This window comes from Collimonas pratensis, from assembly GCF_001584185.1.
GTDB lineage: Bacteria > Pseudomonadota > Gammaproteobacteria > Burkholderiales > Burkholderiaceae_D > Collimonas > Collimonas pratensis.
This window is the reverse complement of sequence record NZ_CP013234.1, coordinates 3,349,665-3,373,350: the sequence shown is the minus strand read 5'-3', so window position 1 is coordinate 3,373,350 and position 23,686 is coordinate 3,349,665. Positions and strand designations below refer to the sequence as shown.

21 protein-coding genes and 1 pseudogene are annotated in these 23,686 nt (G+C 59.3%); 13 read left to right on the top strand and 9 right to left on the bottom strand.

All coding sequences use genetic code 11. The annotated features are described in order from the left end of the window. The first annotated feature begins 147 nt into the window (after positions 1-147). The 4 genes from CPter91_RS15105 to CPter91_RS15090 all read left to right on the top strand — a co-directional run bounded on the left by CPter91_RS15105 (position 148) and on the right by CPter91_RS15090 (position 6,635). Entirely contained in the window at positions 148-381 is a 234-nt protein-coding gene (locus CPter91_RS15105) for a hypothetical protein (protein ID WP_061941656.1), read from the top strand. Positions 382-529: 148 nt separating this feature from the next. Further along, on the top strand, positions 530-1,840 hold the full coding sequence (locus CPter91_RS15100; protein WP_061941654.1) for a TolC family protein: 1,311 nt from the start codon (positions 530-532) through the stop codon (positions 1,838-1,840). Between the two features lie 9 nt (positions 1,841-1,849). Further along, positions 1,850-3,430, top strand: a complete 1,581-nt coding sequence (locus CPter91_RS15095) for an efflux RND transporter periplasmic adaptor subunit (protein WP_061941652.1) — start codon at positions 1,850-1,852, stop codon at positions 3,428-3,430. Between the two features lie 31 nt (positions 3,431-3,461). Beyond that, complete coding sequence (locus CPter91_RS15090) at positions 3,462-6,635, top strand: CusA/CzcA family heavy metal efflux RND transporter (RefSeq protein WP_061941650.1); 3,174 nt, start codon at positions 3,462-3,464, stop codon at positions 6,633-6,635. A 129-nt stretch (positions 6,636-6,764) separates the two neighbouring features. Here CPter91_RS15090 and CPter91_RS15085 read toward each other — a convergent pair whose 3' ends face one another. The 7 genes and pseudogenes from CPter91_RS15085 to ppk1 all read right to left on the bottom strand — a co-directional run bounded on the left by CPter91_RS15085 (position 6,765) and on the right by ppk1 (position 13,465). Continuing rightward, positions 6,765-7,190: a DUF1841 family protein gene (locus CPter91_RS15085; RefSeq protein ID WP_061941648.1), complete on the bottom strand. Its 426-nt coding sequence runs from the start codon at positions 7,188-7,190 to the stop codon at positions 6,765-6,767. Positions 7,191-7,196: 6 nt separating this feature from the next. Further along, complete coding sequence (locus CPter91_RS15080) at positions 7,197-7,895, bottom strand: VIT1/CCC1 transporter family protein (RefSeq protein ID WP_061941646.1); 699 nt, start codon at positions 7,893-7,895, stop codon at positions 7,197-7,199. Between the two features lie 4 nt (positions 7,896-7,899). Next, positions 7,900-8,549: pseudogene (nth, locus tag CPter91_RS15075) on the bottom strand (endonuclease III). Further along, on the bottom strand, positions 8,546-9,280 hold the full coding sequence (gene rsxB, locus CPter91_RS15070) for an electron transport complex subunit RsxB (RefSeq protein ID WP_061941644.1): 735 nt from the start codon (positions 9,278-9,280) through the stop codon (positions 8,546-8,548). The pseudogene nth and the gene rsxB overlap by 4 nt, the downstream one beginning before the upstream one ends. A 122-nt stretch (positions 9,281-9,402) precedes the next feature. Then, on the bottom strand, positions 9,403-10,638 hold the full coding sequence (locus CPter91_RS15065) for a polyhydroxyalkanoate depolymerase (RefSeq protein WP_061941642.1): 1,236 nt from the start codon (positions 10,636-10,638) through the stop codon (positions 9,403-9,405). Between the two features lie 198 nt (positions 10,639-10,836). Then, on the bottom strand, positions 10,837-11,295 hold the full coding sequence (locus CPter91_RS15060; protein ID WP_061941640.1) for a SixA phosphatase family protein: 459 nt from the start codon (positions 11,293-11,295) through the stop codon (positions 10,837-10,839). Between the two features lie 13 nt (positions 11,296-11,308). After that, positions 11,309-13,465, bottom strand: a complete 2,157-nt coding sequence (gene ppk1, locus CPter91_RS15055) for a polyphosphate kinase 1 (protein WP_061941638.1) — start codon at positions 13,463-13,465, stop codon at positions 11,309-11,311. A gap of 349 nt (positions 13,466-13,814) precedes the next feature. Here ppk1 and pstS point away from each other — a divergent pair, with 349 nt between their 5' ends. The 8 genes from pstS to CPter91_RS15015 all read left to right on the top strand — a co-directional run bounded on the left by pstS (position 13,815) and on the right by CPter91_RS15015 (position 21,769). Continuing rightward, a complete protein-coding gene (gene pstS, locus CPter91_RS15050; protein ID WP_061941636.1) occupies positions 13,815-14,858 on the top strand; it encodes a phosphate ABC transporter substrate-binding protein PstS in 1,044 nt (347 codons plus the stop codon). A gap of 251 nt (positions 14,859-15,109) precedes the next feature. Continuing rightward, positions 15,110-16,117, top strand: coding sequence for a phosphate ABC transporter permease subunit PstC (gene pstC, locus CPter91_RS15045; RefSeq protein ID WP_236905825.1), 1,008 nt, complete (start codon positions 15,110-15,112; stop codon positions 16,115-16,117). Beyond that, entirely contained in the window at positions 16,117-17,007 is an 891-nt protein-coding gene (gene pstA, locus CPter91_RS15040; RefSeq protein WP_061941634.1) for a phosphate ABC transporter permease PstA, read from the top strand. The genes pstC and pstA overlap by 1 nt, the downstream gene beginning before the upstream one ends. Positions 17,008-17,070: 63 nt before the next feature. Then, positions 17,071-17,871 carry a phosphate ABC transporter ATP-binding protein PstB gene (pstB, locus tag CPter91_RS15035; RefSeq protein ID WP_231880090.1) on the top strand — a complete coding sequence of 267 codons (801 nt, stop codon included), beginning with the start codon at positions 17,071-17,073 and terminating at the stop codon, positions 17,869-17,871. A gap of 48 nt (positions 17,872-17,919) precedes the next feature. Beyond that, positions 17,920-18,624: a phosphate signaling complex protein PhoU gene (phoU, locus tag CPter91_RS15030; RefSeq protein ID WP_061941632.1), complete on the top strand. Its 705-nt coding sequence runs from the start codon at positions 17,920-17,922 to the stop codon at positions 18,622-18,624. A 32-nt stretch (positions 18,625-18,656) separates the two neighbouring features. Next, on the top strand, positions 18,657-19,346 hold the full coding sequence (locus tag CPter91_RS15025; RefSeq protein WP_061941630.1) for a winged helix-turn-helix domain-containing protein: 690 nt from the start codon (positions 18,657-18,659) through the stop codon (positions 19,344-19,346). Positions 19,347-19,441: 95 nt separating this feature from the next. Further along, entirely contained in the window at positions 19,442-20,746 is a 1,305-nt protein-coding gene (gene phoR, locus CPter91_RS15020; protein ID WP_061941628.1) for a phosphate regulon sensor histidine kinase PhoR, read from the top strand. Positions 20,747-20,839: 93 nt separating this feature from the next. Then, positions 20,840-21,769 (top strand): patatin-like phospholipase family protein, encoded by a 930-nt coding sequence (locus CPter91_RS15015; protein ID WP_082793492.1) that lies wholly within the window; start codon positions 20,840-20,842, stop codon positions 21,767-21,769. 39 nt (positions 21,770-21,808) lie between these two features. On the opposite strand, the gene CPter91_RS15010 is transcribed toward CPter91_RS15015, so the two are convergent. Next, positions 21,809-22,165 carry a hypothetical protein gene (locus tag CPter91_RS15010; protein ID WP_061941624.1) on the bottom strand — a complete coding sequence of 119 codons (357 nt, stop codon included), beginning with the start codon at positions 22,163-22,165 and terminating at the stop codon, positions 21,809-21,811. Between the two features lie 207 nt (positions 22,166-22,372). Then, positions 22,373-22,942, bottom strand: coding sequence for a C40 family peptidase (locus CPter91_RS15005; RefSeq protein ID WP_061941623.1), 570 nt, complete (start codon positions 22,940-22,942; stop codon positions 22,373-22,375). A 274-nt stretch (positions 22,943-23,216) separates the two neighbouring features. Here CPter91_RS15005 and CPter91_RS15000 point away from each other — a divergent pair, with 274 nt between their 5' ends. Then, positions 23,217-23,624 carry a GlcG/HbpS family heme-binding protein gene (locus CPter91_RS15000; RefSeq protein WP_061941621.1) on the top strand — a complete coding sequence of 136 codons (408 nt, stop codon included), beginning with the start codon at positions 23,217-23,219 and terminating at the stop codon, positions 23,622-23,624. Positions 23,625-23,686: the final 62 nt, after the last annotated feature.

Below are 23,686 nucleotides of genomic sequence, written 5' to 3'. Positions count from 1 at the left end.
TTATCTTCTAAAACCCGGCGCCGTTGGATTACAAAAGCGTAATCCGGCCGTCACCATCCCGTTTCCGTCTCCTTTCTACACTTTACGTCAACGATCTGGCCAAAGGTAACGGCGGATCGTTGAGCCCTTTAATTTTTGGAGATCGATATGAACGCTAAACAACTGTTTTCCATGATGGCCTTGCTGACTGCATCAGGTGTCGCAATGGCGCAAGCGCCGGCTGCTGAAAAACCAGCGGCGGCCACTTCCCAGAATGCCGGTGCCCAAGCAAGCGCTCGCACGGACAAGAACCAGGCTCAGCCAGCGCCCCAAAAGGCCAAATCCTCTGCGCATGACCATAAGGAAGACGGTCCGAAGAAAACGATCCACTCGGGCGCCTGATACAGCGGCCCGACAAGCATCTTTCCTGTTGCCTGGCTGCACGTCCAGCAGTAGGCCAGGCGCCGGATTTTCATCGATGAAGCGGCTTGCATGGCGCACCTTGCTCCATACAAGTTTCACCGTCCGGCTGGTTTCTTTGGAGTAGTCCATGCATAAGTATTTCTTGCCGTTCGGCCTGGCGTTATTGGTATGCCAGCCGTCCCTGGCGCAGGAGGTCGCGCCTGCCGGGGCAGCGCCGCAGCAACCTGTCATCAACTATAAGCTGCCGCCGCTCGGCAGCGACGAACTGGCACTGGCCGGCCAGCTGACGCTGCGACAGGCTTTGCAGCAGGCATTCCAGAACAATCCCGATCTGGCGGTCGCGGCGCTGGAGGTAAAGGCGGTCGAGGCGACAATCCTGCAGGCTGGCGTCAGGCCCAATCCTGAAGTGTCGGCCCTGCTGGAGGATACGCGCAAGGCGACCCGCACCACCACGCTGCAACTGAACCAGACACTGGAACTCGGCGGTAAGCGCGATGCCCGCATCAAGGCGGCGGAAAAGAGCCGCGATGCGGCGCAGGCCGACTATTTGAGCAAGCGGGCCGATATCCAGGGCGCAGTGGTCGGCGCTTATTTCGTCGCGCTGGAAGCGCAAGAGAATCTGCTGCTGTTGAAAAGTTCGTTGCAGCTAGCGCAGCGCGCCAGCGAGGTCGCGGCCAAGCGTGTCGCCGCCGGCAAGGTGGCGCCCATTGAGGCAACCAAGGCGCGTGTCGCCGAAGCCGGCGTGCAAGTGGAGCTGCAGCAGGCGAACAGCGCCCTGAGCATTGCGCGGCGGGCGCTGGCGGCGACCTGGGGCGACTCGGCAGCGGCCTTTTCCAGCGTCGACGGCCATATCAATGATTTGCCGGCACTGCCTGACCTGGCCGTGCTGCAGGAACGTTTGCAGAATTCTCCCGCTTTCTTGAAAACACGCCTGGAAGTCGAACGCCGCCAGGCATTGGTCCAGCTTGAGCGCAGCCGCCGTGTTCCCGATGTCACCGTCAGTATTGGAGGCAAGCGGGTGGAAGAGAGCAGGCTAAACCAGATGATTTTTGGCCTGTCGATACCAATTCCTGTGTTTGACCGCAATCAAGGCAACCTGCAGGAAGCCTTGCAGCGCGCCGACAAGGCGCGCGATGAACTGCGCAGCGCCCAGTTGCGCCTGGACGGCGAACTGCGCGACGCTTATGAACGGCTCAGGGTCGGCCGGCAGCAAGTGGCGGCCTTACAAGGGGAGATCCTGCCGGCAGCCCAGAACGCCTATGAGGTCGCGACCAAGGGTTTTGAACTCGGCAAATTCAGCTTCTTTGAAGTTCTGGATGCACAGCGCGTGCTGTTCCAGGCTAAATCGCAAGCGCTGCGTGCGCTTGCGGAAACCCATCGCGCCGCCACCGAGATTGAACGCGTGGTAGGCGCTTTTCCGTCAACGGATTCTTTGTAAGCAGCCGACATGAAAATCAATTTTAGCAAGAGCAAAGTTATCGCCGCCACGGCGGCCATTCTCATCCTGCTGGCGGGCGCCGTGTATCTGAGCAGCGTCGGCGAGGTTGGTGCGGATGGCAAGGAGGATGCGCATCGCGATGCCGTCGCCCATGCCGATGGCGAACACCACGGCGAGACGGCCGCGGAAAAGCATGGCCACGCCAATCAGCATGCGGACGGCGAGCATCATCAGAAAGCCGAGGTCGCCAGCAAGGGGCCGCATGGCGGCAGAATGTTTTCCCAGGATCGTCTGGCGCTGGAAGTGAACATGGCGGAAGCGGCTGGCGAAGCGCGCTTCCAGGCCTGGTTGTTCAAGGACGGCAAGCCGCTGGCGCCGGAGGGCGCCAAACTGACGCTGCAACTGGCGCGGCCTGATGGCGAAGTCGAGAATATCGGCTTCATTGCACAAAATGGCTCCCTAAGCAGTAACGCTGCGATTGCGGAGCCGCATGTATTCGACGCCAGATTCCAGCTGCAGCTGGGCGAGCAGTCGCTGCAAGCCGGCTTTTCCCAGGAAGAAGGAAAGATTGAACTGAACCAGGCGCAGGTGGAGGCATCTGGCGTCAAGCTGGGAAGCGCTGGTCCGGCGCGGGTCAAGACGGCGATCACCTTGCCGGGCGAGATCCGCTTCAATGAAGACAAGACTGCACACGTGGTGCCGCGCCTGGCGGGTGTCGTCGAGCAGGTGGCCGTCAACCTGGGGCAGCAAGTCAAGCAAGGGCAACTGCTGGCAGTGGTGGCCAGCACCGGCTTGGCGGAACAGCGCAGTGAATTGCTGGCGGCGCAGAAACGCTTCACCTTTGCGCGCACTACCTACGAGCGCGAAAAGAAACTGTGGGAAGAAAAGATATCGGCCGAGCAGGATTACCAGCAGGCGCGCCAGGTCATGAATGAAGCGGAAATCGCGCTGCAGAATGCACGGCAAAAATTGAATGTGCTGGGCACCGGTACCGGCAATGGCGGCGCCTTGAACCGTTACGAAGTGCGGGCGCCATTCAGCGGCTTGATTACCGAAAAACACATTGCGCTGGGTGAAGCGGTCGCGGCTGATGCCAGCATTTTCACCATTTCCGATTTGAGCACGGTATGGGCCGAGATCATCGTCCCTGCCAAGGATCTGAACCTGGTGCGACTGGGTGAAAAAGTCCAGATCAATGCGACCGCCTTTGAATCGCGTGCGAGCGGCAGCATTTCCTATGTCGGCGCTTTGCTGGGTGAACAGACCCGCACCGCCAAGGCTCGCGTCACCCTGGCGAATCCGGACATGGCCTGGCGGCCTGGCTTGTTCGTCAACGTCGACGTGGTTGCCAGCGATGTAGAAGTTGCGGTAGCAGTGCCGCCGCAGGCGATACAGACGCTGGAGGACAAGCAGGTCGTGTTTGTCCGCATCGCTGACGGCTTCATGGTGCAGCCGGTGAGTACTGGCCGGGCTGACAGCAAGCAGGTGGAAATCGTCAAGGGACTCAAGGCAGGCGCGCGTTATGCGGCTGAAGGCAGTTTCGTTCTCAAATCGGAACTCGGCAAGAGCAGCGCCGAGCATGCACATTAAGACACTCAGCGCACACTAAGGACCCGATCCCATGTTTGAACGTATCATACGATTCTCGATCGAGCAGCGCTGGCTGATCATGCTGGCCGTGTTCGCGATGGCTGCACTCGGCATCTATAACTATCAAAAACTGCCTATCGATGCGGTGCCGGACATTACCAACGTTCAGGTACAGATCAATACTTCCGCGCCGGGCTATTCGCCGCTGGAAACCGAGCAGCGGGTTACCTTTCCGATAGAGACGGTGATGTCAGGCCTGCCGCATCTGCAGCAGACGCGCTCCCTGTCGCGCTACGGCTTATCGCAAGTGACGGTGATTTTCAAAGACGGCACCGATATCTATTTCGCCCGCCAGCTGGTCAACGAACGCATCCAGGAAGCCAGGGGAAAACTGCCGCCCGGGGTAGCGCCAGCGATGGGGCCGATCTCCAGCGGTCTCGGTGAAATTTATCTGTGGACAGTAGAGGCCAAGGACGGTGCAAAGAAGCCTGACGGCAGCGCTTATACGGCCACTGACCTGAGAGAAATCCAGGACTGGATCATCAAGCCGCAATTGCGCAATGTCAGCGGCGTCACGGAAATCAATTCAATCGGCGGCTTCGCCAAGGAATACCAGGTGGCGCCGCAGCCGGAAAAGCTGGCTTCGTATGGCTTGACCTTGCAGGATATCGTCACCGCGCTGGACCGCAACAACAGCAACGTCGGCGCCGGCTATATCGAGAAGCGCGGCGAACAGCTGCTGATCCGAGCTCCTGGCCAGGTCAGTTCGATGGAAGACATACGCAACATCATCCTGGGCAATGTGCAGGGAGTGCCGATCCGTATCCGCGATATCGGTGAAGTGGGCATCGGCCGTGAATTGCGTACCGGCGCCGCTACCGAGAATGGCCGTGAAGTGGTGCTGGGGACGGTCTTCATGCTGATCGGTGAAAACAGCCGGGCGGTGTCGCAGGCGGTCGACCGTAAAATGGTGGAAATCAACCGCAGCCTGCCTGCCGGGGTCGAAGCGATTACGGTATATGACCGCACGGTGCTGGTCGACAAGGCAATCAATACCGTCAAGAAGAATTTGCTGGAAGGCGCCATTCTGGTGATCGCCATCCTCTTCATGTTCCTGGGGAATATCCGCGCCGCCATCATCACCGCGATGGTGATTCCGCTGTCGATGCTATTCACCTTCACCGGCATGGTGCAGTACAAGGTCAGCGCCAACCTGCTTAGCCTGGGGGCGCTGGATTTCGGCATCATCATCGACGGCGCGGTGGTGATTGTCGAAAACTGCGTGCGCCGCCTGGCCCATGCGCAGGCCCATCAAGGCCGGCCCCTTACCCGCAGCGAGCGCTTCCACGAAGTCTTTGCGGCCTCCAAGGAAGCGCGCCGGCCCTTGCTGTTCGGCCAGGTCATCATCATGGTGGTTTACCTGCCGATCTTTGCCCTGACCGGGGTTGAAGGGAAGATGTTCAATCCGATGGCCTTGACCGTGGTGATCGCCCTGGTCGGCGCCATGATCCTGTCGATTACCTTCATCCCGGCGGCGGTGGCCCTGTTCATCGGCAAGCGTGTGTCGGAAACTGAAAACTTCCTGATGCGCGGCGCCAAGCGTTTTTATGCGCCGGTGCTAGAGTGGGTCATGCTGCGTAAACCTCTGGTGCTGGGCAGCGCGCTTGCCGTGCTGCTGTTGTCCGGGGTGCTGGCGACGCGTCTCGGCAGCGAGTTCGTGCCGAGCCTGAACGAGGGCGATATTGCGATTCAGGCCCTGCGCATCCCCGGCACCAGCCTGACGCAATCGTTGGAAATGCAAAAGCAGATTGAAAGTACATTGAAGCAGCAGTTTCCGGAAATCGAGCGCGTGTTCGCCCGCAGCGGTACGGCGGAAATTGCCTCCGATCCGATGCCGCCGAATATCTCCGACGGCTACATCATGCTCAAGCCGGAAGACAGCTGGCCCAAGCCGAAGAAGACGCGGCCGGAGCTGCTGGCGGCGATCCAGCAAGCCGCCAACAATGTGCCAGGCAATAACTATGAATTTTCGCAGCCGATCCAGCTGCGCTTCAATGAATTGATCTCTGGCGTGCGCAGCGATGTGGCGGTGAAGATCTTTGGCGACGACATGGCGGTCCTGAACGCTACCGCCGACAGGGTGTCGGCAGTGCTGGGCAAGATCACAGGCGCGGCGGAGGTGAAGATCGAGCAGACTTCCGGTTTGCCGATGCTGACCGTGAATATCGACCGCGACAAGACCGCACGTTACGGCCTCAATGTCGCCGATGTGCAGGACGTGGTCGCGACCGCTATCGGCGGCAAGGAGGCCGGCACCTTGTTCCAGGGCGATCGCCGCTTCGATATCGTGGTGCGCCTGCCGGAGGAGCTGCGCAGCGACCTGGAGGCGCTCAAGCGCCTGCCGATCTCCCTGCCGCGCAGTGCCGGCGCAGAAGGGCGCACCAACTACATTCCGCTGGCCGAGGTAGCCAGCCTGGAACTGGCGCCGGGGCCCAACCAGATCAGCCGCGAAGACGGCAAGCGGCGGATTGTGGTGAGCGCGAACGTGCGCGGCCGCGATATCGGTTCCTTCGTGAGCGAGGCCGAGACCAGGCTGCAACAACAGGTCAAGATCCCGGCCGGCTACTGGACTAGCTGGGGCGGCCAGTTCGAACAATTGCAATCGGCTACGCAACGGCTGCAAATCGTGATCCCGGTGGCCTTGCTGCTGGTCTTCACTTTGCTGTTTGCGATGTTCGGCAACGTCAAGGATGGTTTGCTGGTGTTCAGCGGCATTCCGTTCGCCCTGACCGGCGGTATCGTCGCCCTCTGGCTGCGCGGCATTCCCTTGTCGATATCGGCGGCGGTCGGCTTTATTGCGCTGTGCGGGGTAGCGGTGCTGAACGGGCTGGTGATGATTGCTTTCATCCGCAGCTTGCGCGAAGAGGGGCGGAACCTGGACCTGGCGATCCGCGAAGGCGCGCTGACGCGTTTGCGGCCGGTGCTGATGACGGCGCTGGTGGCTTCGCTCGGTTTCGTGCCGATGGCGATCGCCACAGGTACTGGCGCCGAGGTGCAGCGGCCATTGGCGACGGTGGTGATCGGCGGCATTTTGTCGTCGACCATCCTGACGCTGCTGGTGCTGCCGATCCTGTATCAGCTATTCCATCGCCGTGATGAAGACGGGCCGCAGCCGGCAATCGAGGAGCCTGCGGCAGCGCATTGAAGTGACAGAGAACCGGTTCCCGCCCAAACGTCCCCTTGGGTTTACGCGCCTGGATTGCGATCCAGGCGTTTTTTTTGCGGCTGATGTATCGCAGGCACAGGGGTAAGAATCCCGCCGTTGGGAATTGGGTTAGACGCGTTTCCTGACGCAGTCGATATAGGCGGCGCCATCCGGCGGCAAGCCGCTGCGTTGCGAATTCCATATCATCTGGCCCAGGCATTCCATGATCTGATGATAGGCCTCGTGCTCGGATTGCAGCCGTTGCGTCAGGGCCGTTGCTGCAGCCTTGATTCCCGGTGGCTGGTCGATCGAGATCTGCTCTGCGATTGACAGATGCATGGACAGGTGCAGGAAAGGGTTGGTCTGGCCGTTTTCCACGGAGTAGTCGGCGCCCAGTGCGGCGTCGACATCTTTCAGGTCGTCTGCGTATTCAGGATGCTGGTCCAGCCAGTCGCTGGCGATGGCTTCCAGCGGCGTCAGGATTTCGCCGGCGCGATGCTTGCGGTAGGTCTCGCAAAAGAAGCGGCGGACATCGTCTTGGGATGGATTAAACATGGAGTCTCAACTGATCAGTCTGGCGATGGAAAAGGCGGCGGCGGCGGCCAGGCCGCCCACCATCAGGGTTTGCAGCGCTGACTTGAAAGCGCCGGTGCCGGTGACGCTGCCTTTGAGGAAACCGAAGATGAACAAGGCCAGCAATGTGACCGCGGTGGAAACCGCCAGCGCTTGCGGAATCGAGTGCATCAGCATGTACGGCGCCAGCGGAATCAGGCCACCGACCAGATAGGAGAGAGCGATAGTGACGGCGCTTTTTCTGGCGGCGCCCGCTTGCGGCTCTTCCAGTCCCAGTTCAAAGCGCATCATGAAGTCGCGCCAGGCCACCGGGTTGCGTTCCAGCCCGGCCAGCATCGGTTCGCATTCCTGCCTGGTGACGCCGTATTGCGCCATGATGTCGATCACTTCCTTGCGTTCGCGATGCGGTACCTTGAGGATTTCCTGCTCTTCGCGTTCGCGCTCGGCATAATAATGCTGCCGCTGGGTGCGGCCGGCCAGGTAGCCGCCCAGGCCCATGGCGATCGAGCCGGCGGCGATTTCGGCGACGCCGGCGGTGACCACGATATCGATACCGACCGCGGCGCCGCTGATGCCGGCCGCCAGCGCGAACGGTACCGTGAGGCCGTCGGCCATGCCGATCACGATATCGCGTACCGTGTCGCTGGCTTCAAAGTGATGTTCAGTATGCGGATGAGAGTGCGACATGGAATCAGACTCCTTTTTCCGGCAGCGGCGTTTTCGCCTTGAAATCGCACAGGTCGGCGATGCTGCAATTCCAGCACAGCGGCTTGCGGGCGATGCAGGTATAGCGGCCATGCAGGATCAGCCAGTGGTGGGCGTCCAGCAGGAACTCAGTGGGCACCAGCTTCATCAGCTTGTGCTCGACCGCGTCGACATCCTTGCCGGGGGCGATTCCGGTGCGGTTGGATACCCTGAAAATATGCGTATCGACGGCAATCGTCGGCACGCCGAAAGCGGTATTCAGCACCACGTTGGCGGTCTTGCGGCCGACCCGGGCAGCGCTTCCAGCTGCTCGCGGATGCGGGGCACCTGGCCATCGTGCAGTTCCACCAGCATGCGGCAGGTTTCGATCACGTTCTTGGCCTTGGTGCGGTACAGGCCGATGGTCTGGATGTACGGGATCAGGCCATCGACACCCAGCGCATGGATCTGCGCCGGCGTGTTGGCGATCGGGTACAGCTTGCGGGTCGCCTTGTTGACCGAGACGTCTGTCGCCTGGGCCGACAGGATCACCGAAATCAGCAGCTCGAACGGCGAGGTGTATTCCAGTTCCGTGGTCGGATGCGGCAGCGCTGCGCGCAAGCGGGTGAAGATTTCCCGGCGTTTTTCGGCGTTCATGGCGAGTCCTTGGCAGCTTGTTCGGCTTGTTGTTCTTTCTTCAGGCGGGCGCGTTCGATGGCCGCCTGGATGATGGCTTTCTTACGCAACTGTTCGGCTTGCTGTTCCGGCGTTGAAGCCGATTCCGCGGCGACTGCTTTCAGCTTCTCGGCTGCCTTGGCCGCCAGGCGGTCGTCATTTTCCTGTTTCTCGCGATGCAGCCGGAAGCTGCGGAAATCATGGCGCGCGCGGGCATCGTCGGCCTGCTGCTGGGTCCAGGCATCCCAGCCGGTTTGACCGGCGCTGGCATCCACCATCGCAATGCAGTCCACCGGGCAGGGCGCAACGCACAGGTCGCAGCCGGTGCAAAGATCGGCGATGACCGTATGCATCTGTTTAGCGGCGCCGGCAATTGCATCGACCGGGCAAGCCTGGATGCAAAGCGTACAGCCGATGCAGACAGCTTCATCGATGACGGCAACCGGGCGCGGGCGTTCGGCGCCGTTCAAGGGGTTGAGCGCAATCGGCGGCAATTGCAGCAGATGCGCCAGCCGTGCTACGCCTTCCTGGCCGCCAGGCGGGCACTGGTTATAGCTGGCGCTACCGTCGGCGATGGCTTCGGCATACGGCCGGCAGGCGGGATAGCCACACTTGGTGCATTGGGTCTGCGGCAGCAGCGCTTCGATGCGGTCGGCGAGGGAGGGCGAGGATGGCGCGGGCACTGGCGGCGGGAGGCTGGGTGATGACAACATGGCCCGTATTATACCGGGGCTGTCAGGCCGGCGCTGCATGGCGCCGGCCCGCCAAATGAAAAAAGCCGTTCCTGTGCAAGGAACGGCTTGATCGCTGCGGCATCAGGCGATAGCGCTAACGTTCAGGCGTTGGCTTTGATGAACGCGGTTATTTTCGGGCAAATGATCTCGCGCCAGCGGCGGCCGGAGAAGATGCCGAAATGGCCGCATTTTTCAGCCGTGAAATGCTGTTTCTTGGCTTTCGGGATGGCGCTGCACAGATCGTGGGCGGCCTGGGTTTGTCCCGGACCCGAAATGTCGTCCAGCTCGCCTTCGATGGTGAACAGCGCCACAGTCTTGATGTCCTGCGGCCGCACCAGCTTGCCTTCGATTTCCCAAGTGCCTTGCGGCAGGCTGAAATCCTGGAATACGGTCTTGATCGTTTCCAGATAATACTCGGCCGGCATGTCCAGCACTGCATTGTATTCGTCGTAGAACTTGCGATGGCTTTCCGCGGATTCGTTGTCGCCTTCGCGCAGGTGCATGTAGAAATCCCAGTGGCTCTGGGCATGGCGGCTGCGATTCATGGCGACAAAGCCGGCGTGCTGCAGGAAGCCTGGATAGACCTTGCGGCCGAAGCCGGGGTAATTGGCCGGGACGCTATAGATGACGGTGTTTTCGAACCAGCTGAACGGCTTGTCGGTGGCCAGGTTGTTGACTTCGGTCGGCGATTTGCGCGGATCGATCGGGCCGCCCATCATGGTCATGCTTTTCGGCAGATGGCTGTCTTTCTCGGTCGCCATCAACGAAATCGCCGCCAATACAGGCACGGTTGGCTGGCAGACGGAAATCACGTGCAGGTCCGGACCTAGCAGGCGGATGAAAGCTTGTACGTAATATATATAGTCATGCAGGTGGAAAGCGCCGGCGCTGGCAGGTACCATGCGGGCGTCGGTCCAGTCGGTGATGTAGACATCGTGTTCTGGCAGCAGGCCGCGCACGGTGTCGCGCAGCAGGGTCGAGTGGTGGCCGGACAGCGGCGCCACCAGCAACACGGTCGGCTGCTTCAGGGCGGCGATTTCCTTGTTGCTCAAATCTTTCTTGAAATGCAACAAACGGCAAAACGGCAGGGAGGTGGCGACTGCCTCGGTAATCCCGACTTCTTTGTCCTTGATCAGCGTACTGGTGATGTCGAAGGTCGGCTTTTCATAGTCCTTGCCGATGCGGTACATCAGCTCGTAGCCGGCAGCGATGCGTTGCGCGAACGGCGTGTGGGCCAGCGGCGAGATCGGATCGGTGAACAGCCTGGTGCCGGCGTCCGCCCATTGCACCAGCGGATGCAGCAAAGAACGGTTGAATTCGTGAAATTGATAGAGCATGCCTTACCTCTCGGGTGGTCCAGTACAACGGGATCAGGTGTTGCAAATTATGCAATGCACGTCCCATTTTATCTTATGCACAGAAATGCCGCAAAAATCCTGTAGTTTCACAACAACGGTATAAATCGAAATACATTTAAACGGTTGGCCGCAAATATACCACCTGCCAGCGCGCCATGCAGGTTTTCGAGCAAGCTTCTATTTGGCGATCAGGTCCGGCGACATGACGGCCTTCAGGAAGTTGGTAGTGATGTCGCCGCGCTCGCGTTGTGCAATCCACCAGACGTTGCCTTTCCTGATCGACCATTCTTGCATATGGCCGGCCACCAGCAAGGCTGCGGCCTGGCCCAGCGTCGGCTGGTGGCCGATGATCAGGACCGGTTCGCGGTTGTTGGGCCAGTTGGCGACCGCCAGCAGCTGCGCGGCGCTGCAGTCGGGGGCGAGGTCGGGATGCGTCTTGAATTTGCGGCCCAGCGCCTCGGCGGTCTGCACCGTGCGGGTGGCAGGGCTGCTGATGATCTTGCAACTGTGCGGCAGGTTGCGGTCCAGCCAGTCGGCCATTTTCCATGCCTGCTTGTGGCCTTTGCCGGTCAGGGCGCGGCCCTCGTCCGGTTCGCCGATTTCCGCCTCTGCGTGACGCCATAGGATCAATTCCATGTTGTTTCCTTGCTCACTTGTTTGCCGAGTGGGTGGCGGTATGGGAGGGCGCAAGCGCGCCCAGCGCCAGCATCAGGTGGCGCTGGGCATTGTATTGCTTTTGCCGCCGATGCTGCTTGGGTTTGTTCCAGTTGCCGTCTGATCCTAGCACCCAGGCATTGGTGTTGTCTTTTAAGTAAGGCATCAGGCCTTCGTTGATGACACGCCGCTTGAGCGTCTTGTCAAGCACCGGGAAGCCGACTTCGACCCGGCGGAACAGATTGCGGTTCATCCAGTCGGCGCTCGCCAGGTAAACATCGTGCTGCAGATTGTTGCGGAAGTAATAGATGCGGCTGTGCTCCAGGAAGCGGCCGATGATGGAGCGCACATGGATATTCTCGGACAGGCCGGGAACGCCGGGCCTGAGCGCACAGGCGCCGCGGACGATCAGTTCGATCTTGACGCCGTCGGCCGACGCTTCGTAGAGGGCGCGGATGACCGATTCGTCCAGCAAGGCGTTCATCTTGGCGACGATGCGCGCCGGCCGGCCCTTGCGGGCAATTTCGGCTTCATTATGGATGGCGCGGATGATTTCCTTTTGCAGCAGGAACGGCGCCAGCCACAGGTAATCCATCTTCTTGGGCTTGGTCAAGCTGGTCAGGTGCATGAAGACTTCGTTGACCTCGGTCGCCAGCTTCTGGTTCGAGGTGAGCAGGCCAAAGTCGGTGTACAGCTTGGTGGTGGTCGGGTGGTAGTTGCCGGTGCCGAGGTGGGCGTAATAGCGCAGCTCGCCGTTGCCGTCCTTGTCGCGCTCGCGGCGGATCACCAGCGACAGCTTGGCATGGGTTTTCAGGCCGACCACGCCGTACACCACTTGGGCGCCGGCGCGCTCCAGCTTGTCGGCCCAGTTGATATTGGCTTCTTCGTCGAAGCGCGCCATCAGCTCCACCACCACGGTGACTTCCTTGCCGCGTTGCGCCGCCAGGATCAGCGCTTCCATCAGGTCGGAATTCATGCCGGTGCGGTAAATCGTCTGCTTGATTGCCACCACATTGGCTTCGAAAGCCGCCGAGCGGACGAAATCGACTACCGGCTGGAACGACTGGAAGGGGTGGTGCAGCAGGATGTCTTTCTGCTTCAACTGCTCGAAAATGTCGCCGCCAGAGTCGAACTGTGGCGGCATGCCGGCGGCGAAGGGAGGGAAGCGCAACGCAGGAACGTTGATCTGGTCGATCATTTCCGACAGCCGCACCATGTTGACCGGGCCGTCGACGGCATATAGCCGATTCGGAGCGATGGTGAACTGTTCGAGCAGGAAGTGCGCCAGATGGTGCGGGCAGTTGCGCGCCACTTCCAGCCTGACGGCGACGCCGAACTGGCGGCTCTGCAATTCGCTTTGCAGGGCCTGCCGCAGGTTTTTCACTTCTTCTTCATCCACCCACAGGTCGCTGTTGCGGGTGACCCGGAACTGCGAGTAGGCAAGTATCTGCCGTCCGCTGAACAGATCGCCGATGTGGGCATGGATGATCGATGACAGCAGGCAGAACGAGGCGCCGCTGGGCGACAGCTCGTCCGGCAGGCGGATCACGCGCGGCAGCACCCGCGGCGCCTTGATGATGGCGATCGAGGTGCTGCGCCCGAAGGCGTCCTTGCCAGCCATCTCGACAATGAAATTCAGGCTTTTGTTGACGACTTGGGGGAAGGGGTGGGCTGGATCCAGTCCTATGGGAGTCAGCAGCGGCCGGATTTCCTGGTCGAAGAAGGCTTTGACCCAGGCCCGCTGTTCTTCGTTGCGGTCGCTGTGCCGCAGCAAGTGGATGCCGCTGGCAGACAACTGCGGCAGGATGGTCTGGTTGAGGATAGCGTATTGGCGGTCGACGATCTGATGGCATTCGATGCTGGTGCGCTCCAGCGCTGCCGTCAAGGCCGGCGATTCGGTGCTCGTCCCTTCAATCTGACTGTTGGCCAGCAGGCTGGCGATACGGACTTCAAAGAATTCATCGAGATTATTGCTGACTATGCATAAGTATCGCAATCGCTCCAGCAGAGGTATATGGCGGTCTTCTGCCTGGGCCATGACGCGGCGATTGAAAGCAAGTTGTGACAATTCGCGATTCAAAAAGCTCGGATTGGCGCCTAACCGGGCGCTAAGTTGCTTCGTATCATCGTCCGACTTGGTTTTTTTGTTCATGAATCAGGCGGCTGGTCTCATGGTTAGGGCGGAGTGTATGCAGTGAATATGACAGCTTGATGAAGAAAATGGAAGAGTTTGAGAGGTTTTGCAATGTTATGAGAGCTGGGCTGATCTGCGCGACATGCCTAGTATAACCACTTTAAATTGCAGTGCAGCAATTGTTATTTTACTGGCAACCTGATGTCTTTAACATTCATTTTTTATTCGTCATAAAGCTGTCATAAATCTTGGTTAGAGTTCGCCCTGTCTTAGGGGCTGTTGTGAAATCGGCTTCCCGCAAGGAGATTAATTTCACAACAGTCTGGACCTGGGCACACCATATCTATAGTCAACAAGGGAGTAATAAATGCGATTGAATCACCTCGTTAAAGCCGCCATTCTCGCAATGGGTTCGACAGTAGCGGTTTCTTCAGTCATGGCTGCCGAAATTACCGGCGCCGGCGCTTCTTTTCCTTATCCGATTTACTCCAAGTGGGCTGAAGCCTACAAGGGCGCTACCGGCAACAGCCTGAACTACCAGTCGATCGGTTCCGGCGGCGGCATCAAGCAGATCAAAGCCAAGACCGTGGATTTCGGTGCTTCCGACATGCCGCTGCAAGCGAAAGACCTGGACGCTGACAACCTGGCGCAATTCCCGGCAATCATGGGCGGCGTGGTGCCGGTCGTGAACCTGGACGGTGTGACACCAGGCGAAATCAAGCTGACCGGTCCGGTTCTGGCCGATATCTACCTGGGCAAGGTCACCAAGTGGAATGCGCCTGAAATCACCGCGCTGAACCCAGGTGTGAAGCTGCCGGCAGCTGACATCACCGTGGTTTACCGCGCTGACGGTTCCGGTACTTCCTTTGTCTTCACCAGCTACCTGTCGAAGACCAGCCCTGACTTCAAGAGCGGGGTTGGCGCCGGTACTGCAGTCAAGTGGCCAGTCGGCGTCGGCGGCAAGGGCAACGAAGGCGTTTCCGCCAACGTGCAAAAGATCAAGGGTTCAATCGGCTATGTTGAATATGCCTACGCCAAGAAAAACAAGCTGCTGCATACACAGCTGAAGAATCGTGACGGCGGCTTCGTGCAGCCTGACGATGAAACTTTCAAGGCCGCCGCAGCTGGCGCCGACTGGGCCAAGACGCCAGGCTTCGCAGTTGACTTCACCGATGCAGCAGGCAAGACCAGCTGGCCTATCACCAGCGCTTCGTTCATCCTGATCCACAAAACCCAGGCTGATGCAGCCAAGGGCAAGGAAGTCCTGAAGTTCTTCGAATGGGCTTACAAGAACGGCGGCAAATCGGCTACCGAGCTGGATTACGTTGCGATTCCTGAATCGGTCGTCAAGCTGGTGGAAGAATCCTGGAAAGCGCAGATCAAGGACAACGCCGGCAAGGCTGTCTGGTAATTGTTTCAAACCGCAGCCAGGCCGATTTGGCTTGGCGGCGAGCGTGTTTGCGGATGTAGATGGTTCAGAAATACAACGGGCAGCTGTCAGGGAAGATTGATGCGCTGCCCGTGTTGTTGAGTTTGTTTAGCCGTAACCTAGTCTCCACGCGAAACATCTCCAGGTCGAGCGCGGTCCGGCTGCTGGATGTTTTGCCGCCGCATCTTATTCTTCATCGGATATCGCTACTCATGAGTGCAAATATTCCTGTCATGGCACAATCGATCTCACCCCAAGCAAGTACCGCTGAACAGGCGGGCATATCCCATCAGACCTTGCTGGCCACCATGCGCAAGCAACGGATCCAGGATTTCCTGTTTCACAAGGTCACGCTGCTGTTCTCGCTGATCGTGCTATTCGTCCTCATGGGGATCATCGTCTGCCTGGCGATTGGCGCCTGGCCGGTATTCCGCGAGTTCGGACCTTCCTTCATCACCACCGTCGAATGGGATCCGGTCAACGACCATTACGGCGCCATGATCGCCATCGTCGGCACCCTGGTGACTTCTTTCATTGCGCTGGTGATCGCGTTCCCGGTCAGCTTCGGCATTGCCCTGTTCCTGACTGAAATCTGCCCAGCCAAATTGCGCCGGCCGCTCGGCACCGCGGTAGAGTTGCTGGCAGGCGTGCCAAGCATCATCTACGGCATGTGGGGCTTGTTCGTGTTTGCGCCGTTGTTTGCCGAATACGGCCAGCCGTTCCTCGCTTCGACGCTGGGCAACGTGCCCTTCATCGGCGTCTTGTTCAGCGGCCCCAAAATGGGCATCGGCCTGCTGACTGCCGGCCTGATCCTGGCGGTCATGATCATCCCCTTCATTTCCTCCGTCATGCGCGACGTCTTTGAAGTGGTTCCTGCAGTCTTGAAAGAGTCGGCCTACGGCCTCGGCTGCACCCGCTGGGAAGTGGTGCGCAAGGTGGTGCTGCCGTATGCCAAGACCGGTGTCGTCGGCGGCGTCATGCTGGGTCTCGGACGAGCGCTGGGCGAGACCATGGCGGTTACTTTCGTGATCGGCAACGCGCAACGCTTGTCGTGGTCGCTGTTCGCCTCGGGCAACAGTATTGCATCGACGCTGGCGAATGAAATCGCCGAAGCATCCACCACGCTGCACGTATCGGCCTTGTTTGCGCTGGGCCTGATCCTGTTCGTGATCACTTTCATCGTGCTGTCGATCGCTAAAATCATGTTGATGGGCATGTCCCGTAAAGAGGGAGCCAAATAATGAATTCTCCGCAATCCAATATCGATGTCCTGGCTGCTCCGCTGGTCAACCAGGTTTACCGCAAGCGCCTGCTGATGCATCGTTTCGGCATGGTGCTGTCGTTCCTGGCCATGGCGCTGGGGATCGCCGTGCTGGCATGGATCCTGGCGACCCTGGTGATCAAGGGCTTCGGCGCCCTCAACCTGGGAATCCTGACACTAAACACGCCAGCGCCAGGTTCCGGTGCCGGCGGCTTGCTCAATCCGATCGTCGGCAGCCTGATGCTGGTCGGCCTGGCGACAGTGATCAGCACGCCGATCGGCATCCTGGCCGGCATCTACCTGGCTGAGTACGGCGAGGAAAGCAAGCTGGCGCAGGTGACGCGTTTCGTGACTGACATCATGCTGTCGGCGCCGTCGATTGTCATCGGCCTGTTCGTGTATGCGATCTACGTCGCCAAGGTCGGCCACTTCTCGGGCTGGGCCGGTTCCTTCGCGCTGTCGCTGATTGCGGTGCCGGTGGTGGTGCGGACTACCGACAACATGCTGAAGCTGGTGCCGGGCAACCTGCGCGAAGCCGCCTTCGCACTCGGTGCGCCGCGCTGGAAAGTCGCCTTGCTGGTGCGCCTGCGCGCAGTCAAGGCGGGTGTCGTCACCGGCGTGCTGCTGGCGGTAGCGCGCATCGCGGGCGAAACGGCGCCGCTGCTGTTCACCGCCTTGAACAATCAGTTCTTCAGCACCAGCATGAACAAGCCGATCGCCAATCTGCCGGTCGTCATCAGCCAGTTTGCGATGAGCCCGTTTGATAACTGGGTGCCGCTGGCTTGGGGCGGGGCGCTGCTGATTACCTTCAGCGTGCTGGCCTTGAACATCGTATCGCGGTCATTATTCAGCCAGAAAATTCCAGGCTGATTTCAGGCTCATTTTCAGGCTCATGTATTTACTTAGATTGCCATCCTTATCATGCAAACCTCAATGAAACCGAATCAACTCGATATGACTTCGATAAAGGCGCCAATGAAGCCGCCGACCATAGAAATCTCGCAGCTGAATTTCTTTTACGGTAATTTCCAGGGCTTGAAGAATATCAATCTGCAAGTGAACGAAAAGAAGGTCACTGCGTTCATCGGCCCGTCTGGTTGCGGCAAATCGACCTTGCTGCGTACGCTCAACCGTATGTACGACCTGTATCCCGGCCAGCGCGCCGAAGGCAAGATCATCTACGCCGGCCGCAATATCCTGGAGCCGGGGCAAGATTTGAACATGCTGCGCGCCAAGGTCGGCATGGTGTTCCAGAAGCCGACGCCGTTCCCGATGTCGATCTACGACAATATCGCTTTCGGTATCCGTCTCTACGAAAACCTGCCCAAGGGCGAAATGGACGAGCGCGTCGAATGGGCGTTGTCGAAAGCAGCCCTCTGGGGCGAAGTCAAGGACAAGCTGAACAAGAGCGGCCTGAGCCTGTCCGGCGGCCAGCAGCAACGCCTGTGCATCGCCCGCAGTGTCGCGGTGCGTCCGGATGTGCTGCTGCTGGATGAGCCGACTTCGGCGCTGGATCCGATCTCGACCGCCAAGGTGGAAGAGCTGATTAGCGAACTGAAGCAGGACTACACCATTGCCATCGTCACCCACAACATGCAACAGGCCGCGCGCTGTTCGGATTACACCGCCTACATGTACCTGGGCGAGCTGGTGGAATTCGGCGAGACCGATCAGATCTTCATGAACCCGGCGCGCAAGGAAACCCAGGACTACATCACTGGCCGTTTCGGTTGATACGATCCTGGTTAAAAATACACACTGCAAAGCACAGAAAGAAATCAGATGACTGGCGAACACTCTTCAAAGCAGTACGATACGGACCTGGAAACCATACGCTCCAAAGTGTTGCTCATGGGCGGCCTGGTTGAGCGGCAGTTCCAGGAAGCCATCAACGTTTTCCGCAACGGCAACCTGGATGCGGCCGAGCGCGTGATCAAGGATGACGACCAGGTCAATCGCCTGGAAGTCGAGCTGGATGACGCCTGCAGTCACCTGATCGTGCGCCGCCAGCCGACCGCCAACGATCTGCGCACCGTGATGGCAACCATCAAGGTGATCACCGACCTCGAGCGCATCGGCGACGAAGCGGCCAAGATCGCCCGTACGGCGATCCATCTGCACAAGCGCGGCATTGGCACCATCGACCATACCGAAACGGTGCGCGTGATTGCCAGCGGCGCCGCCGACCTGCTGCACGATGCGCTGGATGCATTGGCGCGGCTGGACGAGAAGCAGGCGACGCGCCTGATCGCCCAGGACGCCGTGATCGACCGCGATTTCCGTTCGATCATGCGCAACCTGATTACTTTCATGATGGAAGATCCGCGCACCATTTCGGTTTCCATGGACACCCTGTGGGTGGCAAAGGCGGTTGAACGCATAGGCGACCATGCCAAGAACATTGCCGAATACGTGATCTATATCGTCGAGGGCAAGGATATCCGTCACACCGACTATGCAACCAGCCAGCTCGACGACGAAGTTTAATGTTCCTGATGAAGATTAAAGCGCACTGAAAAATGGCCGCCGATAAAACCTCTATCCTGATCATCGAAGATGAGCCTGCAATCGCCGAATTGATAGGCTTCACCATCAAGGAAGCGGGTTGGACTCCCTCCATCGTCCATACCGCGGCCGACGGCTGGGAATTCGTCCAGCGCCGCATGCCGCACCTGGTCTTGCTGGACTGGATGCTGCCGGACCAGAGCGGCCTGCGCCTGCTGTCGCAAATGCGCGCCGACCGCCAGCTGCAATCCATGCTGGTGATGATGCTGACCGCGAAAAGCATGGAAGAAGACAAGGTCCAGGGCCTGGACAACGGCGCCGACGACTACATGACCAAGCCGTTCTCCCCGCGCGAGCTGACGTCGCGGGTGAAAGCCCTGTTGCGGCGCAAGGGCGGCGATGAAGTGCCGGGCATGATGTCGGCCGGCGCCGTCTCGCTCGATCCAGCCAGCTGTTCGGTGTGTCTGGAGAACCAGAAAATCGATATCGGCCACGCCGAATATCGCCTGCTGAAATTTTTCATGGCGAATCCGGACCGGGTGTTTTCCCGCAGCCAGCTGCTGGATAAGGTGTGGGGCGACCACGTGGTGATTGAAGAGCGCACCGTCGATGTCCACGTGCTGCGCTTGCGCAAGGCGTTGCGGGAATCGGAGCACCTGATCCGTACCGTGCGCAGCGTCGGCTACATGCTTTCGGCAAAGTAGCGCAAAATACAAGGCAGCCTGGCCCTGGCAGATCGCCGGCCTGGTTCGTCCGGCTGGCCGGTTTAACCGATGCTTCCATCGCAAAATAGTCATTTATGAATCCACAGATGCTGTTCTGGATCCCGGCCTTGCTGCGGATCCTGTTGATCTTTGTCGTCTCAGGTGTGGTCTGGGCCTTGTTTGGCGCCACCCCTGGCCTGCTGCTGGGGCTCACCCTGATGTCGGTGGCAGTGGTGGTGCAGCTGCATTACCTGTTCCGCCTCAGCGGCTGGCTGGATAATCCGCGCAGCGAGAAGCTGCCGGACGGCTGGGGCGCCTGGACCGATATTTTCTCGCGCCTGTACCGTTTGCGGCGTGACGACGAGAAGCACCAGACCGAGCTGAGCGAATGGCTGGCGCGCTTCCGCCAGGCCATGCATCTGTTGCCGGATGGCGTCGTCATCATGGACGACGTGCTGTTCCTGGAGTGGTGCAACCCGGCCGCCGAACGGCACCTGGGCCTGCAGCACGGGCGCGACAAGGGCATGCGTGTCACCAACCTGATCCGCACCCCGGATTTCATCGATTACATCATCCTTGGCCGCTATGACCAGCCGTTGACGCTGAGCCTGCGCGAACGCAAGCTGATCGTGCAGATCATTCCGTTCGAAAACCGCCGCCAGATCCTGGTGACGCACGACGCCACCGAGTCGGAGCGGATCGACATGATGCGGCGCGATTTCATCGCCAACGCCTCGCATGAGCTGCGCACGCCGCTGACCGTCATCAACGGTTTCCTGGAGATCGCCCAGGCCCAGCCCGACCTCGACCAGAAGACCCGCTCCGCGCACCTGCAACTGATGACCGAGCAGGGCCACCGCATGCAAAACCTGATCGGCGACATGCTGACCCTGACCCGGCTGGAGTCGGTCGACTACCCGCTACGGCCGGAGCCTGTGAATATCGACGCCATGCTGCATAACCTGCTGCTGGAAGCGGAAATTCTCTCCGCCGGCAAACATGTGCTGTCGCTGACGGTCGACGGCCCGGACATCAACGGCAGCAGCGACGAGCTGCGCAGTGCTTTCAGCAACCTGATTTCCAACGCGGTGCGCTACACCCCGGCTGGCGGCAAAATCCAGATCGCCTGGCAAAACAGCAAGGCCGGTCCGCAGCTGGTGGTCAGGGATTCCGGCATCGGCATCAGCAGCGAGCATATCTCGCGCCTGACCGAGCGCTTCTACCGGGTCGACAAGAGCCGCTCGCGGGAAACCCAGGGCACCGGCCTCGGCCTGGCGATCGTCAAGCATGTGCTGCTGCGCCATCATGGCACTCTGGGCGTCGAGTCGCGGCCGGGCGAGGGCAGCGTCTTCACCGTCAGGTTGCCGGCAAGCTCGATCGTTGCCGAAGCAGAAGATTGAGCGTTCGCAACAGCGGCTGACATCCCTAACATCGGCTACAATTCTGCGGCGACAGCCTGTCGCCCTTTTTGCTCGCCAACCTAGTTGACCGCCATGCCATCTTTACACCTGTCCCCGCGTTTTGCCATTAGCCTAGCCCTGTGCGCCGTCTTGTCCGCTTGTGGCGGCGGCCAGACAACGGCGCCGCCGACGCCAGTTGTAGTGGTGCCGACGGTGCAGCCGAAAATTAGCAAGCCGGTCAAGATCGGCCTGGCGCTGGGCGGCGGCGCGGCGCGCGGCTTTGCCCACATCGGCGTGATCAAGGCGCTGGAGTCGCAAGGCATCGTGCCTGACATCGTGGTGGGCACCAGTGCCGGCAGTGTGGTCGGTGCTCTATACGCCGCGGGCAACAACGGCTTTGCTTTGCAAAAGATTGCACTGCAGATGGACGAGGCGGCGATTTCAGACTGGTCGGTACCGTTTTTTGCCAAGGTCAGCGGTGTGTTGAAGGGCGAGGCGATCCAGAACTACGTCAACAAGACTATCCATAATGTGCCGATCGAAAAACTGAAGATACCGTTCGGCGCGGTGGCGACGGATCTGAATACCGGTGCGCCGATATTGTTCCGGCGCGGCAATACAGGAACCGCTGTGCGCGCGTCTTCTGCCGTTCCGGGGGTGTTCCAGTCGGTAGTCGTCGGTGGCCGGCAATATGTTGATGGCGGGCTGGTGTCGCCCGTGCCCGTGCGATTTGCCCATGAAATGGGTGCGGATTTCGTGATCGCAGTGAATATCTCCGCGTCACCGGAAGCGCAGGCTGCGTCCAGTTCGGTCGATGTGCTGCTGCAGACCTTTGCCATCATGGGACAGAGCATCAACAGCTATGAATTGAAAGATGCGGATATCGTTATCCGTCCTGAGTTGGGGGCGATGAAGGGCAATGATTTCGCCGCCCGCAATACAGCGATCCTGGCAGGCGAGCAGGCAGCCATGGCGCAAATGGCGCTGATCAAGAAGAAGCTGAAGGAAAAGCGCGACGAGTGACTGCGAATATTGCAATCCCATCGAGGGAATGCGGTATGCCTAATTTCTATTCGGATTCTGTTGCGGGGTGGCCGGCAGCTGTATCACCACTGGTGCTTGCGCCGATGATTGCGGCGCCGCTTTAAGAGTATTGCTCATGGCCAGGAACAGACCGCCAAATCCCAGAAACAGGCCGATAACGGTAGCCAGCATCCATTTGTGTGTTTCTCCGGAAGCCTTGTGAATTTCGCTTTTCACGGACTGAATATCTGCCCTTGTCGCCAAGGTGGGCAACACTGCGTCAAATCTTGTTTCCAGAGTGGTCAGGCGTTTCATTGCATTATGTTCTTGTGGCATGGCTGGCTTGTCAAGATTTGTTTGCGATTTATCTAGTTGCAAAAATTTTGGATGGTTCATTTGTGCATCACGCTTACCCTTGAAGTCTGTCTCGCTTGATTCTTATGCTGTGATGCTCGCATGCTATCGCTGCCGCAGCGCTGTGCGCTGAAAATTCCCCTGTTTTAGGTGTTTGGCTGTAAATCTTCAGTAGGGCCGATAAAAAATCCCCTGGCAGTCTTGGACTGACAGGGGATTTCTGCGTCTGGTAAAGAAACTGCGTCCAGCTTACTGATGGTTGTCGCCATCCGGTTCCGGGTCGTTGATGCGGCGCGCGCCGTTGAAGCGCGATTTCCAGTAGGCGAGGTCCATGCTCTCGATGCGCACCTTGCCGCCGGTGGACGGGGCATGGATGAATTTGTTGTCGCCGAGGTAGATGCCGACATGGGAGAAGCTGCGGCGCAAGGTGTTATAGAACACCAGGTCGCCGGGTTGCAGGTCTTGCTTGTCGATTTTTTCGCCGCTGCGGCTCAGTTCAGCCGCCGTGCGCGGCACGTTGACGCCCCAGGCGTCTTTGAATACATAGCGCACCAAACCGCTGCAATCGAGACCGTTTTCAGGGTTGTTGCCGCCGTATTTGTAATGAATGCCAATCATGCCCATCGCGCTCACAGCCAGTTCCGAAGCGCGGTCGGTAAATTGCTGGAATTTGTTGCGGGTGGTGGTGACTGGCTGGGGTGGTGCTTCGAAAACCGTAATGTCGGACGCTCGCGCGGGGGAGCACAGCCACAAACTGGCGATCAGCGTGCAGGCCAGGGCCAAGGTCTGGAAAAAGGGGAAGGCTTCTTTAATCGTCATCGTGTTAGATGGGCTCTGTGACATTACGACCGCATGAATGTAAGTGAATAAGAAGCGCCTGTCAAACCGCAAAGGCGAAAGGGCGCTACTATAGCATGACAATATTGCAATGAATATCGGGCTTGTCCGACAAACGACCGGGCCGGCGTCCGCTTCCACAATTTTTCTAAAGCAAATATCGGACCAGAAATAATCTGAACGGAAGGCAGTTGCGGCTGATGCCTATTGCAGGGCACTAAAGTACAATAATCAGTTATTTTCACAAGGAGCAAAAATGAAATCGAAACAAGTGTTGACACTCGATGATGTCAAGAAAATTGCCGCCGCAGCAGAAGCTGAGGCGCTCGCGAATCACTGGGCGGTGACGATTTCCATCGTCGACGACGGCGGGCACCTGCTGTGGCTGCAGCGCATGGACGGCGCAGCGCCGATTTCGGCTCACATTTCGCCGGCCAAGGCCAAGACCTCCGCTCTGGGTCAGCGCGAATCGAAGATTTACGAAGACATGATCAATAATGGACGTTTTTCGTTCATTACCGCACCAAATCTGGAAGGCCTGCTCGAAGGCGGCGTGCCAATCGTGGTGGGTGGCGAGTACCTGGGCGCGGTCGGCGTATCCGGCGTGAAGTCGACTGAAGACGTGCAGATTGCCAAGGCTGGCATTGCCGCTCTGGGCGCGTAAGGCTGAGCCATGAAAATGCAGTTGCGGAGAGGTCGGGCCGCGGCCCTGGCGTTCTGCAACTG

Bases quoted from the DNA above. Each gene is read 5' to 3' on its own strand.
- CPter91_RS15105 (WP_061941656.1), top strand. From the start codon at position 148: ATGAACGCTAAACAACTGTTTTCCATGATGGCCTTGCTGACTGCATCA.
- CPter91_RS15100 (WP_061941654.1), top strand. From the start codon at position 530: ATGCATAAGTATTTCTTGCCGTTCGGCCTGGCGTTATTGGTATGCCAG.
- CPter91_RS15095 (WP_061941652.1), top strand. From the start codon at position 1,850: ATGAAAATCAATTTTAGCAAGAGCAAAGTTATCGCCGCCACGGCGGCC.
- CPter91_RS15090 (WP_061941650.1), top strand. From the start codon at position 3,462: ATGTTTGAACGTATCATACGATTCTCGATCGAGCAGCGCTGGCTGATC.
- CPter91_RS15085 (WP_061941648.1), bottom strand. From the start codon at position 7,190: ATGTTTAATCCATCCCAAGACGATGTCCGCCGCTTCTTTTGCGAGACC.
- CPter91_RS15080 (WP_061941646.1), bottom strand. From the start codon at position 7,895: ATGTCGCACTCTCATCCGCATACTGAACATCACTTTGAAGCCAGCGAC.
- rsxB (WP_061941644.1), bottom strand. From the start codon at position 9,280: ATGTTGTCATCACCCAGCCTCCCGCCGCCAGTGCCCGCGCCATCCTCG.
- CPter91_RS15065 (WP_061941642.1), bottom strand. From the start codon at position 10,638: ATGCTCTATCAATTTCACGAATTCAACCGTTCTTTGCTGCATCCGCTG.
- CPter91_RS15060 (WP_061941640.1), bottom strand. From the start codon at position 11,295: ATGGAATTGATCCTATGGCGTCACGCAGAGGCGGAAATCGGCGAACCG.
- ppk1 (WP_061941638.1), bottom strand. From the start codon at position 13,465: ATGAACAAAAAAACCAAGTCGGACGATGATACGAAGCAACTTAGCGCC.
- pstS (WP_061941636.1), top strand. From the start codon at position 13,815: ATGCGATTGAATCACCTCGTTAAAGCCGCCATTCTCGCAATGGGTTCG.
- pstC (WP_236905825.1), top strand. From the start codon at position 15,110: ATGGCACAATCGATCTCACCCCAAGCAAGTACCGCTGAACAGGCGGGC.
- pstA (WP_061941634.1), top strand. From the start codon at position 16,117: ATGAATTCTCCGCAATCCAATATCGATGTCCTGGCTGCTCCGCTGGTC.
- pstB (WP_231880090.1), top strand. From the start codon at position 17,071: ATGAAACCGAATCAACTCGATATGACTTCGATAAAGGCGCCAATGAAG.
- phoU (WP_061941632.1), top strand. From the start codon at position 17,920: ATGACTGGCGAACACTCTTCAAAGCAGTACGATACGGACCTGGAAACC.
- CPter91_RS15025 (WP_061941630.1), top strand. From the start codon at position 18,657: ATGGCCGCCGATAAAACCTCTATCCTGATCATCGAAGATGAGCCTGCA.
- phoR (WP_061941628.1), top strand. From the start codon at position 19,442: ATGAATCCACAGATGCTGTTCTGGATCCCGGCCTTGCTGCGGATCCTG.
- CPter91_RS15015 (WP_082793492.1), top strand. From the start codon at position 20,840: ATGCCATCTTTACACCTGTCCCCGCGTTTTGCCATTAGCCTAGCCCTG.
- CPter91_RS15010 (WP_061941624.1), bottom strand. From the start codon at position 22,165: ATGAACCATCCAAAATTTTTGCAACTAGATAAATCGCAAACAAATCTT.
- CPter91_RS15005 (WP_061941623.1), bottom strand. From the start codon at position 22,942: ATGACGATTAAAGAAGCCTTCCCCTTTTTCCAGACCTTGGCCCTGGCC.
- CPter91_RS15000 (WP_061941621.1), top strand. From the start codon at position 23,217: ATGAAATCGAAACAAGTGTTGACACTCGATGATGTCAAGAAAATTGCC.